This window comes from Priestia koreensis, from assembly GCF_001274935.1.
Taxonomy (GTDB): domain Bacteria; phylum Bacillota; class Bacilli; order Bacillales; family Bacillaceae_H; genus Bacillus_AG; species Bacillus_AG koreensis.
Genome location: NZ_LILC01000007.1, coordinates 196,120 through 209,458, shown reverse-complemented (window position 1 = coordinate 209,458; position 13,339 = coordinate 196,120). Strand labels below are relative to the sequence as shown.

Here is a 13,339-nt window from a genome sequence, read left to right as displayed (position 1 = left end):
GGATTGGGCAGGAATGAGTAGAAGTTTATTTTAGGAGAGAACAAAGATAAGTATGAAGAAAAGGAGGGAGAGAGAATGGGGTCTGAGTATCCGACGCAAAAGGACTGGCTGCGGATTGCCGTTTTGACCGTCTACAGCATCGTTTTTTTTCTCATTGTGGCCTCTGCCGTGTGGCAACTAGCGACCGTATCTCCTGCATCTTCCTCTTCAAACGCTTCTGGATCGACGATTACGGATCTAGTTGTTCGTCCAATTGTAGAAAATCCTCGTGTGCAGATTATTTTCGAATACATTTTCTACTTGCTCGTGTGGTTGTTTTTATTTCTTCTTTTTCCGGTTGCTTTCAGTCGTTTAAAGCGCCTAAAGTTCTTTCAATTTGAGTTTGAAATTGAAGAAAAAGAAAAGCATGTAATTGAAGTGCTTAATGTGACCACTTCGAAAACGGCACTTCTATCAAAGTTTGCGACGGATAAAGAAGAAGTGCAGTTCATTCGAGAAGTACAGCATATGACGGACGTTAAGGAAGCACTGCAGCTGATGACAGAGAAGATTCAGGATTATTACGAACAGCAGCTGGGAATGATGTTTGAGTACGAGGTAGTAACAAAGGAAGAATTTGAACAGTCTCATGTCCCGCGCGTGGTGAAAAAGTCGTACCCGCTCGCAAAGGAGAGCCATGAAGCAGTTCCTATTAATAAGGACAATTTGGATCAGCTCTACAAGCGCAACTTCTTATTATCCGTTAAAACATATGAAGGACAAGAGTATGCCATTGTGCTGTCAAACCATCTGTCTGTGTTCGACGAGTATGACATGTTTGTTGTATCAGGCTTGTTGTCTTTAGCTATTAAGTACTTTGAACGAGCAAACGTCCTGCAATTTTTACGTGATCTGTCGCAATAAAGATTGAAAAAAAGCAGGAAACCTTTTACAATAAAGAAAAAGAGGTGAGGGTAATGAATCAGCATAATGACCAGGAGAAACAAGAGCAAATTGAAAAGTGGTCTTCAAAAGCTGCTGAAGTACTAGAAGGGCCTGTTTCCCATCCCCATCAGTTAAAATCACAAGTTCATATTACAAAAGATAGCGTGATCGTGAAAAAATACTTACAATATCGAATGGCTAAATAACCCGCTATGAGGGTTATTTTTTTATGTGTAATTGTTTGGCAATCACTGCTTGAATCACATGATTACGGCTTACCCAATTTGAAGCTCGCTGAATACGACTTGAACTCCATCCGCTTATCCGGTGGTTAGGATGGGGAGGGGTATCTAGAATATCCGCTGCTTGCTGCGCGTATTTTTGTAGGCGTGATGATGTCATAGAGTTCTCCTTTAACTTAATTGATACAGTAGTATACGAAGGTAAAATCAAAAAAGAGAATGTCCTTCCTTTTTAATATGAAGAAAAAGAAAAAAAGACATACAAAAAAAAGAGCTCTTCAGCTCTTTTTTCTTAGTCGACTAGCAGTACTTCCACTAATTTTGTATTGAAGTATTCCAATTCATCGTAAAACAGCCCGTGACCGCTCTCTTCAAAAGGAATGAGCTGAGAATTTGGAATATGATCATGCATGATCGTCGCAAATTCGAATGGACAAATTTGATCTTTTTTTCCGTGGAAAATGTATGTTTTCGCTTGGATGTCTGCTAACTCGCCTCGTAAATCTTCATCGCGCAGTGCTTCAAGTGCTCGAATCGTCCCGTGACCAGAGGCTTCTAAGTTTAATCCTGTAAACCATTCTTTAAACGGTTCGCTGACGTTGCTTTCGAAAAACTGTGTACCGAATTCTGCTAGCGTTTTCGGGCGATCGCGATACATGCCGTGAATAAGTGTATCAACTTCTTCTTTCGTTGAACCATAGGGGTAGTTTTCACGCTGTGTGAAGGATGGTGCGGCTGCTCCTAGCAATACAAGCTTGTTCGCTTGATGACCTTGGTGCCTTGTCATATAGCGGATGCAAATGGGACCGCCCATAGAGAAACCGACTAATGCAAAGTTTTCAAGGCTAAGCGCGTCGACTACCGCTCGAATATCATCTGCCATGCGATCATATGAATAATCATCAAACGGACGATCCGATTTTCCAAACCCTCTCAGGTCGATACCGATACAGCGATAACCATAGGCAGGAAGTGCATTGAACTGATATTCATACATTTTGTGACTAAGCGGCCAGCCGTGAATAAAGACCACCGGCTTTCCTTGTCCAATATCCTCCACAAATACATTAACGTTTTCTTCGACATTTACATAATAGCCCATCTTTTTTCCTCCGCTTCTAATCATGTGTAAAGAAGATTTATTCACTACACTATGTATTTCTCATTTCAAATAAGATAGTTAAGATGTACCCTTTACCTTCAATTTTTTAAACGCTCCGATGTGTTCGCTTTTTAGAAAATCAAATAGGAGAAAAACGTGAAAAATAGGGGATGTTGTCGAAAAAGAAAAAGCCGCGTGGAAAAATAGGAAAAAATACATCTTTTTGCTTTTTTATGAAGAGTTTTGATCATTCCTTTGTTGTGAAAGGGCGCTATATGTGATAAGGTGAAGTAAGAATAATAAGATTTGAACTTCAAATGAATTGAGCATCTAAGAACGAGAAAGTGGAACACCCTTTCTCGTTTTCGTTTTATAATGATTGTCTAATTAGGCAATCATCGAACGGAATTAGTCAAGAGCTCTCGAGAATGAGCGATCGGATTTGGTCAATTTATGGTGAAAGAGTTCTTTCCATTTTATTGAGGTGAACCGAATGACAGCAAGAGTAAAAGAATTTGTTAATTGCCTACTCGCTGGCGATCAAGACTGTGCATGGGAAATTGTCCTAGAGGAAATCCAACAGGGCAAAAGCAGCTTAGAAACTTACGAAACATTAATCACCAAAGCTATGCAGATAACAGGTGACTTGTGGGAAAATAATGTGATTTCTGTAGCGGACGAGCATGTAGCCACTACAACTTGTGATTATATATTATCTCGTTATCGATTTCATAAAAAGATTCAAGGTAACACATCGGAAGAGACCCCAAAAGCAATGTTTCTCTGCTTAGAGCAAGAGGAGCATTTTATCGGTTTAAAAATGGTATCACAGCTGTTTGAAGAACACGGTTGGAACACACGGTTTTTGGGCGCAAACCTTCCTATTCGCTATGCGGAAGAAATGGCGAAAGAATGGAAGCCAGACATTGTAGGGCTATCGGTCACAATTCCTTACCATGTCGAAAGGCTTTCTGAATACGTGAAGACGTTGGATCAATTAGAAAACAGACCAGTTGTAATGGTAGGCGGACGATTACTGCCACTGTTAGATTTTACCTCCCATTGTTCTGAGGAAACGTTATTAATTCCCAACCTTCACGAATTAAATAGCTGGCTAAACAGCTATAAATCGGGAGTGGAAATGAATGTCGATGCTTGAATATGTTCCTGTTCCTTACTTTCTTGTAGACACTGATTTTAATATTCTAGAATGGTCTGTACAATCTGGACACGTATTTCAACCAGCCGCCAATTTCTTAGATTTGGTCGACACATTCAGCAAAGACAAAGCGAAAAAATTTCTCGCTACACGCTCGTCAGATTCGGCGGAATTATCCGTTGATCAACCACATGAGAAGGATACGCTGATTCAACATCGTGGACAAGCAATTCAAAAAGTAGAAATTGTTTTAAAAACAAACAGCTCTCCATATTCCTTATTTGAATGTCATATTCAATGGGATAATGATATTGGACACTTAGTGTGCATCCAACAAGATGAGCGAATTCAAGAGTTAACAACCCTTGTGCAACGTCACAGAAAACGTTTGGCAGAGACAGACTTTGAATTGCTTCAGCAGAAAGAACAGCTAGAAGACTCGTTAAAGCGTATTAAACAGCTGTCAGCGTCGTTTATTAAGCTGTCACCGAGCGTAGGTCTTGTACCTCTATTCGGGGATCTTGATCGCCAGTTAGTGGATGAAAACACGAAGGTGCTCCAAGAGTGTGTGTATGATGGACATTATACGACGCTGCTGTTCGATTTTGGTGGATTAGCAGAACTAACATCCGAAGGAATTCATGCATTTGCTGAGTTTATGAAATCCTTCTACTTAATGGGCGTCACATGCTATGTGATTGGTATGAGACCGCCTCATACGCAATCATTGCGCAACCGTTCGTTCGGAGAGCAAATCATTTATATGAACAACTTAAGTGAAATTATTAATGTTGGAAAACACGTGAGTTAACAACTGCACGTTGGGAAGCAGCTAAAATGGCTGCTTCTTTTTTATTTATCTTTTTTTGCGAATTTACGATAATCTCTCTAAGACTTACGCATTTTACGTCAATAAATAAGCCCTCTTCACCCGAGAGAAGTGCTGTTTCTCGGGTTTTGGAGCTTTACGCTCACACTTGTTTTACCCATACATAAAACATATAAAACCTTCCATACTAGAGAAGATGAGCCAAACAGAATAATTGAAGTGAATAAATATTTTTGACATAATGGCTACAAATCTTTAGAAGGAAGGGGACTAACATCATGAAAGTATTGGTTGTAGGAGCAAATGGACAAATTGGGCAGCATCTTGTTCATCTATTAAAAGATAGCAGCACTCATACGGTACGTGCTCTCGTACGTAAAGAAGAGCAGGCAAACATCTTAGAGAAGTCAGGGATCGAAGCAGTTGTTGCAAGCTTAGAAGGAACGGTAGAAGAAATCGCAGAGGCAGCAAAGGGCTGTGATGCTATTGTCTTCACGGCGGGTTCAGGCGGAAGCACAGGGTCCGACAAAACGCTATTAGTCGATTTAGATGGAGCGGTTAAAACAATCGAGGCAGCCGAGCAGGCCGGTATTAAACGATTTGTAATGGTTAGTGCCCTTCAGGCCCATAACCGTACCAATTGGAATGAAAGCTTAAAACCTTACTATGTTGCCAAACATTATGCAGATCGTCTTTTAGAAACAAGCGGACTTACATATACGATCGTTCGACCAGGAGGCTTGTTAAATGAGCCTGGAACGGGCAAAGTGCGTATCGCAGAGGATTTAGAGCGTGGGTCGATCCCTCGTGCCGACGTTGCACAAACGGTTCTAATGTCATTGGACGCAGAGCGTACCTTTAATCGTTCGTTTGATTTAGTAGCCGGTGATACAATGATTGCGGAAGCACTGCAATCATTATAAAGTGAAAAAGAAGCGGAGCCATTGTTCCGCTTCTTTTTTGTTATAAAATAGGTTGTTGATGGAAAGGCTAGGGAAATCATTGTCCGTATGCAGGATTCCATTCATCCAAAGAGGAATGTATACAAAGAGGAAAGGAAGAAACTTTTTTTGAAAGGAACATACCAGATGCTGAAACGAATTTTAACTTTTTCGATCGTCGCAATGATCTTAACGATGGGTGCGTATCAATTGAATGCAACGTTTAACAATCAGTATGCGGTATGGAAGGAGAATTGGGGATTTTCCACCCCAAACCCATCCAAGTCACAGGTAATCTTTGAAAAAACGTCTAGCTTCCTTGGCCGTTCCCTAGCCTATGTCGTATTAGATTATAATCGCAAACAGTTTGAAACCATTCGCTATCAGGGCGTTTGGAAAACGATTGATGCGAATACGATGCAGCTGTTGCAAGAGAAAATTGAGGAATTTTCAAAGGATGCAAAAGAAAAAGGGCATGCGAAAAATAAAATTTTCCCGAAGCATCCCATTCAATATCAAGTAGGTGATTTGTACTTTTATAAATACAATCCAGAGCGCTCTAGCTACTTTTTAGCGATTTTGGATGTGCGAAACCACCGTTTGTATACGCTTGAAACACTATTGTGAGACGTGCAGTAAGATCTTTCCTGTGCTTTTTCTACTCTCAAGCCATTCGTGAGCAAGGGCCGCCTCGTCAAGAGAAAAGACGTTTCCAATGTTGATAGTCAGTGTACCTAAACGAAGAGCTTCAAATAGCTGAGCCGCAGGTTCTTGTAGAAGGTGAGGCTTTTTCTTTCTAGTCGTGCCTAAACTAAAGCCAAGAACGGAGCGGCAGCTCGCATGCAGCTGCTTCGTCATAAATGATCCAGTCTGTCCGCTTGAATTCCCAAAATGCACAAGACGACCATAATCCTGCAAACATTCTAAGCTCTTTTCCGCTACGACCCCTGAGATGGAGTCAAAGACAACGTCTACTCCTTGTCCATTTGTCAGCGTATGTACGTGGTCCATAAAGGATTCTTTCTCGTAATTAATAACGTAATCAGCACCTGCTTCTAGAGCAATTGCCTTTTTATTTGAAGCTCCTACCGTCCCTATAATAGTACCAGCACCAGCCGCTTTTAACAGCTGAATGAGCGTGGTTCCTACTCCTCCAGCGGCTGCGTGAACGAGAACAGCTTCCCCTTGTTGAACGCGGGCAATCTTATGAACGAGCATGAATGACAACATACCGACGACAGGACAGGCTGCCGCTTGCTCCAAGTCAATGCCTTCCGGTAGTTGAAACGTAAGATTTTGATTAGCTACAGCGTACTCAGCATAGCTACCACTGCTCGGAAATGCGACAACGCGCTCTCCAATCGCCACATTTTCTACGTTTCTTCCGATTTTCACAACCGTTCCAACCGCATCAAGACCTGGAATGAAGGGAAGCTTAGCATTTCCTTTTTTCCCATACCGAGCTTTTACGTCCGCGAAATTTACGCTTGTCATTTCTACTTTCATAAGCACGTCGTCATCACCGCAAGTAGGAAGTGCTGTTTCCACGTATTTTAATACTTCAGGTCCACCTAGCTCCTGTACCAACATTGCTTTCATTCATTTTCTCCCCTTTACTAGTATCTTCCAATTAACATAATAGTATAAAAGCAGGCGTGGACATAGATTATAATCCTTATGATCAGTCATAAGAAATTTGGATTAAAGGATTTTGTTAAAGAGAAATGGTCCATTTCTTCACAAATACAGCGTTGCCACTCATTTTCACTTCTTGGTGAGGACTAATCGAAATATGAACACGTCCGTCTCGGTTCATTTCTGACCCTTGTTCGATCACGAGCTGAACGGCATCTTCTGTTCGTTGAATATATCGCTGATAATACGCACCCATCACGCCTGATGCGGTCCCTGTTACAGGGTCTTCAGTTGTGCCAGAAAACGGAGAAGAAAAATGTCTAGCGTGCATATGGGTATGAGGATCAACAGTTTCCAAACAAAACGGATGAAGAGATGCGTTAGGCATGTCTTTTAATATAGAAGGAAAGAGGTCATTATATGGCTTCATTTGTGAAAAGGATGCTAGCGTTTTAATGGGAACTAATAGTGTCCAAATGCCTGTGCTTCCGTACATAATAGGAAGAGTGAGGTCAAGATCATCTTCCGTTAGGTTCATCGCTAATGCTAAGGCATCTCGATCACCGTGAAAATGGCGAAATTGCGGTGTTGCTTGTTGAAGCGTTATGTATAGCTGATTATCAACTTCAGTCACACGAACGGGGAGAATCCCAGCTTTCGTCTCGATCGTGTATGCTTCTTTCACAGGAAGAAGACCATGTGTACGAAGGGCAAAAAGGGTGGCAACCGTCGCATGACCACACAAATCCATTTCATGTCCAGGAGTAAAATAGCGGATGCGAACGTCAGCGACAAGAGAAGGTACAGGGAACGATGTTTCGTTAAATCCCACTTCTAGTGCAATACGCTGCATGTCTTCATCTGTTAATGATTCTCCGCCGAAAACAACGCCAGCAGGGTTTCCTTTATGGGGAACGTCGCTAAATGCCTCATAGTGATAAATGGTTATTTCTTTCATAAAAACACCTCCACGTAGTTTGTTAACTATACCATATATTTTAATTTCTGATTATATAAAGACAATAATATTATTATGTAAACTATATATAAAAAAAGAAAAAGACGATCCTTTTTGAGGGGATCGCCTTTTGTCTTAGTGTGCAGGGTTTTCTTCTGCTTTTTCATGCTCAGCGTGTTCTTCAGGTGATTCATCATCATTATCAATCATTGCTTTTGGTAATCCACTATACTTCGCCCAGAAGAAAATAGCGAGAGAAACAATGGCAATAATGATTAAATCGACAGGTGTATCAATAAGTCCTTTACCTCCACCGAATGAACCGATGTATGAAATGATCAGCATTACGATGTAGTACGCAACAAGCCACCAAGAAGATTTAAGCTGTTGCGGTAATTTTACTTTGTCTGTTGGAACGTATTTGGCGAAAATTAAGTAAACCACAAACATGATGAGCTGTGATCCAAGTAACCAAGAAATTGTTTTCCATCCAGACCAATATACAATAAATGAAGCAAAGATAAATGAAATAGGGGCAATGATGTTCATGCCTTTCAATTTAAATGGCTTCTCTAAACCTTTCGCATTAACAGAGAATGTCGCTGCTGAAACAGGAGCAATCGCATAAGAAAGAATTAATGCTACAGAACATACGTTAACAAGTGCATTCCAAGAAGGGAATGGTAGTGTCCAGAAAATAGATAAACCAAGTGACAACCATAGTGACGAACGCGGAATACCTGTTGCTTTATCAACTTTAGAAAACGTTTTGAATAATGTACCGTTTCGAGACCATGCATACACAAGGCGAGCTGTTGTATTCATGAAGATATTTCCGTTACCACCTGGTGATAAGATCGCATCAAATACAACAAGTGACGCAACCCATCCTAATCCTAAAACAACGGCGATATCTTTAAACGGAAGAGAGAACTTGTCTTGAATAGCTGTCCAGCCACCGCTTGAAATCATATCTGTCGGAATCGCTCCGATAAATAAAATTTGAAGAGCTGTGTAAATAACGGCTGCAAGAATGATACAAAGTACTAATGCGATTGGAATGTTTCGCTGCGGATTTTTAACCTCACTCGCGACCGAAACGATCGGGTGAAGACCTAAATATGCAAACATGACCCCACCGGTTGAAATGGCACCTTGTATTCCATCAAACCCAAATGGTGCAAATCCTTCTACTGTAAAGTTTCCTGATTTGAAGTGGAAGGCTAGTACAACGATGATTGTTACTGGAACGACGTATTTAAAAATCGAGATAATGATATTAGATTTTGCGAATGCTTTTACACTCCAGTAGTTCAGTAAGAAAAAGGCTACTAATAAAACAAATTGTAGAAGCCATCCTAGAATGGTAGGGGAGTCTGAGTTAGCCTTTGTCAGAACACCGCCTGCCCAGTAGTCTACGTACTGACGTACAGCCGTTACCTCAATCGAGATTAAGCTTGTGTAAGCCACGATCGTAATAAAAGAAATCATATAGCCGACTAGCGGTCCGTGTGAATAAACGGGATAGCGGATAATTCCACCTGTTCGTGGTAATGCCGCCCCAAGCTCAGCGTATACGAGACCGATTAGTAGGATAATGACCCCACCAATGATCCATGAGAAGCTCCCTGCTGGACCTGCCTGTGACGCTACGTTACTCACAGCGAACAGCCATGCAGATCCAAAGATTGCCCCAAGACCTATAAGGGTAAGATCTAATAATGATATCGTCTTTTTAAATTTTCCACCCATAAATGTATTGTTCCTCCTTCAAGTTAAAACCAATACCCAACGTTTTTTTCGCTTTCCCTCCTGTCTCTAACTTTTTTTCTTGCTGTATATTTACGCAAGACTATACAAAATTATTGCCAGGTTGAAAGTATTGCACATACGTTAAAATCATCATAAAAATTTGATAATGCATATGTAGTAATATGTGCAAATCTCCTTTTACTATACCTTCTGTCTATATACCTTAAACATGATTTTCACAGGTTTCAAGCGAGTATGCGCTTACAAATTAAATTCGTAAAATTCTTCATTTTGAATAAAAAACTTATATTTACATTAAAAGTAAATAATTTCCAAAACAAATCCTCCTTGTTCCTTCCTTTTTAGGAAGTGTCTAACCCTTGATAGAAAAGGGTAGATATGCATATAAACATGCAATAAAAATGATCAAGGAGGAGTGGAAATGGCATTCGATTACTCGTTAAACTTTGATGAAATAAATTTCCGGAAAAATCCCGAAAAATATCGGGTTGGAAGAGGTGAACAAGGAGTTTTACTCGTAGAACCGTACAAAAAAGAGATTTTACCCTATTGGAAATTCAAGACACCAAAAGAAGCGAAAGAATCCTCTGAGAAAATTTATGAGTTGTTTTTGGCGTACAAAAAAGCAGATGATTTCGTTGGGATGGATATGTCTAGAAAATTTCTGCAAATGGGGTACACGCGTGCACGGAGATATACAAACTACAAAGGTGGGCGCAAATACGACAAAGAAGGCAATCAAAAGGAACGTCAGCATGATGAAGAAAAAGCAAAATCAGCGGCTATTTTCGAAGAAAAGTGGAAAGTAGTACGGGAGGATGAAGACTATCTCACCAAAAAGAAAGCCCATCAGAAAAAATATGGGTAACAGCTCGATCTAATTCCTTTTCCGTACGTAAATTCGGTATGATGAAAGAGGAAAAGGAGGAGAGTCCAAATGGAAACAGAATTGATTCGGATTTTTGATGAAAACGAACGTCCAATCGGCGTAAAAACAAGAGCAGAAGTACACGAAAAAGGTTATTGGCACGAGGCGTTTCACTGCTGGTTCGTCGAAACGATCAATGAACAGGCATACATACATTTTCAGCTCCGTAGTGAGCAGAAAAAAGATTATCCGAACCTTTTTGATATTACCGCTGCCGGCCATTTGCTAGCGGATGAAACAGTTGTGGATGGTGTACGAGAGGTGAAAGAAGAAATCGGAATTGAGGTTACACTAGAGGAACTACGATCTCTAGGAACGTTAAAATATTGCGTCACAAGGGGGGCGTTGATTGATCGGGAGCTTGCCCATACATTTTTAGGTGTGAATAAATGCAGCATGAATCAATACGTACTTCAACGGGAAGAGGTAGCAGGAATGGCACGAGTTCGCTTAGAAGACGCAGAAGGATTATGGGACGGAACCAAAGACTCTATTCACATTGAGGGCTATATTGAGGACATTTCTGGTTTTCGGTGTATCTTCTCAAAGAAGGTCGGAACAGCAGCATTCGTTCCTCATGATTCAGCTTTTTATCAAGAGGTTTTTATGAAAATTAGAAAGCAACTAAATCGCTTCATCGGTCTAAAGTTGTAGGAAAAGTCAGTCTTTTGAGAGAGGAAGTATATGGAAGGAGATTGTATAGTAGAAGAAGAGATAACAAGGAAGGAATGGAAAATATGAATCATTACATTTGTGAAACGTGCGGTGTGCAATATGAAAAACAGTCACAAAAACCAAAGAGCTGTCCAATATGTTTAGAGGAAAGACAATACGTTCGTCCAAGTGGTCAGACGTGGACAACATTAGAAAAAATGCAGCAACAATCGTTTCACAATGAATGGATTCAAGAGGAAGAGTTTCTACATAGTATTAAAACGGTTCCGGAATTTGCGATTGGGCAAACGGCTTACCTTGTCGAGCACCAGGGCTACAACGTGTTATGGGATTGTATTACGTACCTGGATGAAAAAACAATGGAAGAAATAAAGGAACGAGGAGGACTTGATGCGATTGCACTCTCACATCCTCATTATTATTCAACACAGGTAGAATGGGCGGAAACGTTCAACGTTCCGATCTACGTTCATGAAGATGATAAGGAGTGGGTCATGCGAGCAAGTGAACATATTGTCTACTGGTCAGGTGAGAAGCTGACGCTTACAGATGGTCTGACTCTTCATCGTTTAGGTGGCCATTTTAAAGGTGCAGCGGTTCTTCATTGGGAGCGAGGTGATCAGGGGCGTGGGGTGCTTCTAACGGGTGATGTTATTCAAGTTGTAGCAGACCATAAATGGGTGAGTTTTATGTACAGCTATCCAAACCTGATTCCGCTTCCTCCTGAAAAAGTGGAAGAGATACAAGAAAAAGTACGACCTCTTCGTTTTAACCGATTGTATAATGCCTTTCATCGTATTGTGGAAGAGGAGGCGAATCAAGCTGTGCAACGGTCTGCTGAACGTTATATCCAAGCGGTTCGAGGTGTATTGTTTCAAACATAAATCTTATTTAAATAGGTCAAAATCATCAACTGATCGTTGTGAAAGATGTGGTATAATAAGTTTGAATTTTCGGTCAGTTGAAGGGGAGAAGGAAATGAAACAGTACAGGCTGAGAATAGAAGGGCAAAAGGTAGCGCTTCGAGACTTAACGGAGCGTGACGTTCGTAAGATGTATTATTGGAATTACGAAGCAGATGATCAAGAGCATCATAAATGGAATGGGCCGTACTATAAATTGAAAAACAAAACGCCAGATGAGTTTTTAGAAGGATTTCGCATGCGACTGCAAGAAAGTGAGACGGATCAGGCCCGTTCGATTATGGTCATTGAGGCAGATCAGCAATTGATTGGGATCGTTAGTCGTTATTGGGAAGATCAAGTGACGAACTGGGTAGAAAGTGGTATCGTTATTTTTGATTCCTCCTATTGGTCTGGTGGATATGGAACAGAGGCTTTTCAGCTTTGGACCGATTATCTTTTTGAGCATATGAATATTGTGCGCTTAGGTATTTCTACTTGGTCAGGGAACGTGAGGATGATGAATCTTGCGAGGAAGATTGGCATGGTAGAAGAAGGGCGAATTCGAAAAGCGCGCATCGTTGAAGGTGAATACTATGATTCCATTAAAATGGGGATGCTTCGCGAGGAATGGGAGCGCCTGCGCACGTATGAAATGACTAACTAAGGAGCTGCTTGTCCTATCAAGCGGCTTTTCTATGTGAAAAGGTGCATTTGATTTGTAAATAAAATGAAATGAAATACGGCTATCTTTTCCTAAACAAACATCGTATGATAAAGGAGACTATTTAATAAGGATGGAGAAAAATGGATTTCATGAAAATGAAAGTGTATGTTGAACTACTAGTTGTGGCGGTTGCGATCACTAGCTTAGTTTATGTTGTCCCTGTCTCTGCCTATTTAGGTACTCTCAAACCTGTATCAGCTGTCATCGATGCCTTTATTTGGGCACTTATTTGGCGTTATAACAGTTCCTTTCATGAGTTAGTCGGTAAATGGCAGGATCACGTTCAGCGAAAAAGAAGAAAATGATGAACAAAAAAGGCTTCTAATTGATTTCCAGTTCGTGAAATCAATTAGAAGCCTTTTTTCTACTTGAGAGTTCGTTTGACAAGTAGAGCTGAAGACTAGATTAATCCACCTGACAGCCAAAGGTGAACTGGAACAGAGATAGCAGAGTTTCATATTGACGGGTATTCCAAAAAGAGCTACGATAAATATAACAGTAAAATATTTGTATTATTCTAAAAATATACCAAAACATCATATAG

At 40.6% G+C, this 13,339-nt stretch carries 16 protein-coding genes; 11 read left to right on the top strand and 5 right to left on the bottom strand.

Annotation, left to right across the window (positions count from 1 at the left end; translation table 11 throughout):
* Positions 1-75 precede the first annotated feature (75 nt).
* Both AMD01_RS06325 and AMD01_RS23940 read left to right on the top strand, forming a co-directional pair.
* Positions 76-903, top strand: a complete 828-nt coding sequence (locus AMD01_RS06325) for a hypothetical protein (protein WP_053400561.1) — start codon at positions 76-78, stop codon at positions 901-903.
* A 53-nt stretch (positions 904-956) separates the two neighbouring features.
* Positions 957-1,130 (top strand): hypothetical protein, encoded by a 174-nt coding sequence (locus tag AMD01_RS23940; RefSeq protein ID WP_157052637.1) that lies wholly within the window; start codon positions 957-959, stop codon positions 1,128-1,130.
* 13 nt (positions 1,131-1,143) lie between these two features.
* Here the strand turns inward: AMD01_RS23940 and AMD01_RS06320 are convergent, their stop codons facing one another.
* Entirely contained in the window at positions 1,144-1,326 is a 183-nt protein-coding gene (locus tag AMD01_RS06320) for a hypothetical protein (RefSeq protein WP_053400560.1), read from the bottom strand.
* Between the two features lie 132 nt (positions 1,327-1,458).
* On the bottom strand, positions 1,459-2,268 hold the full coding sequence (locus tag AMD01_RS06315; protein WP_053400559.1) for an alpha/beta fold hydrolase: 810 nt from the start codon (positions 2,266-2,268) through the stop codon (positions 1,459-1,461).
* A gap of 493 nt (positions 2,269-2,761) precedes the next feature.
* Between AMD01_RS06315 and AMD01_RS06310 the strand changes: the two genes are divergently transcribed.
* The 4 genes from AMD01_RS06310 (at position 2,762) to AMD01_RS06295 (ending at position 5,824) form a co-directional block, all read left to right on the top strand.
* The gene (locus AMD01_RS06310; RefSeq protein WP_053400558.1) at positions 2,762-3,427 is read left to right on the top strand and encodes a cobalamin B12-binding domain-containing protein; all 666 of its coding nucleotides are present in this window, start codon (positions 2,762-2,764) and stop codon (positions 3,425-3,427) included.
* Entirely contained in the window at positions 3,414-4,238 is an 825-nt protein-coding gene (locus tag AMD01_RS06305; protein WP_053400557.1) for an STAS domain-containing protein, read from the top strand. The genes AMD01_RS06310 and AMD01_RS06305 overlap by 14 nt, the downstream gene beginning before the upstream one ends.
* Before the next feature lie 296 nt (positions 4,239-4,534).
* Entirely contained in the window at positions 4,535-5,179 is a 645-nt protein-coding gene (locus AMD01_RS06300) for an SDR family oxidoreductase (RefSeq protein WP_053400556.1), read from the top strand.
* 165 nt (positions 5,180-5,344) lie between these two features.
* Positions 5,345-5,824: a hypothetical protein gene (locus tag AMD01_RS06295; RefSeq protein WP_157052636.1), complete on the top strand. Its 480-nt coding sequence runs from the start codon at positions 5,345-5,347 to the stop codon at positions 5,822-5,824.
* Here the strand turns inward: AMD01_RS06295 and AMD01_RS06290 are convergent.
* The 3 genes from AMD01_RS06290 to AMD01_RS06280 form a co-directional block, all read right to left on the bottom strand.
* Positions 5,816-6,796: a quinone oxidoreductase family protein gene (locus AMD01_RS06290; protein WP_053400554.1), complete on the bottom strand. Its 981-nt coding sequence runs from the start codon at positions 6,794-6,796 to the stop codon at positions 5,816-5,818. The two genes, AMD01_RS06295 and AMD01_RS06290, sit on opposite strands and share 9 nt — an antisense overlap.
* A 115-nt stretch (positions 6,797-6,911) precedes the next feature.
* A complete protein-coding gene (locus tag AMD01_RS06285) occupies positions 6,912-7,790 on the bottom strand; it encodes a PhzF family phenazine biosynthesis protein (protein WP_053400553.1) in 879 nt (292 codons plus the stop codon).
* A gap of 135 nt (positions 7,791-7,925) precedes the next feature.
* Entirely contained in the window at positions 7,926-9,542 is a 1,617-nt protein-coding gene (locus AMD01_RS06280) for an APC family permease (protein WP_053400552.1), read from the bottom strand.
* A gap of 442 nt (positions 9,543-9,984) precedes the next feature.
* On the opposite strand from AMD01_RS06280, the gene AMD01_RS06275 reads away from it, so the two are divergent.
* The 5 genes from AMD01_RS06275 to AMD01_RS06255 all read left to right on the top strand — a co-directional run bounded on the left by AMD01_RS06275 (position 9,985) and on the right by AMD01_RS06255 (position 13,100).
* The gene (locus tag AMD01_RS06275) at positions 9,985-10,431 is read left to right on the top strand and encodes a DUF4385 domain-containing protein (protein WP_053400551.1); all 447 of its coding nucleotides are present in this window, start codon (positions 9,985-9,987) and stop codon (positions 10,429-10,431) included.
* Positions 10,432-10,500: 69 nt separating this feature from the next.
* Positions 10,501-11,145 carry an NUDIX hydrolase gene (locus AMD01_RS06270; protein ID WP_053400550.1) on the top strand — a complete coding sequence of 215 codons (645 nt, stop codon included), beginning with the start codon at positions 10,501-10,503 and terminating at the stop codon, positions 11,143-11,145.
* An 83-nt stretch (positions 11,146-11,228) separates the two neighbouring features.
* Complete coding sequence (locus AMD01_RS06265; protein ID WP_053400618.1) at positions 11,229-12,050, top strand: MBL fold metallo-hydrolase; 822 nt, start codon at positions 11,229-11,231, stop codon at positions 12,048-12,050.
* A 94-nt stretch (positions 12,051-12,144) separates the two neighbouring features.
* Positions 12,145-12,735 carry a GNAT family N-acetyltransferase gene (locus AMD01_RS06260; RefSeq protein ID WP_053400549.1) on the top strand — a complete coding sequence of 197 codons (591 nt, stop codon included), beginning with the start codon at positions 12,145-12,147 and terminating at the stop codon, positions 12,733-12,735.
* A 140-nt stretch (positions 12,736-12,875) separates the two neighbouring features.
* Complete coding sequence (locus AMD01_RS06255; protein WP_053400548.1) at positions 12,876-13,100, top strand: hypothetical protein; 225 nt, start codon at positions 12,876-12,878, stop codon at positions 13,098-13,100.
* The last annotated feature ends 239 nt before the right edge of the window (positions 13,101-13,339 follow it).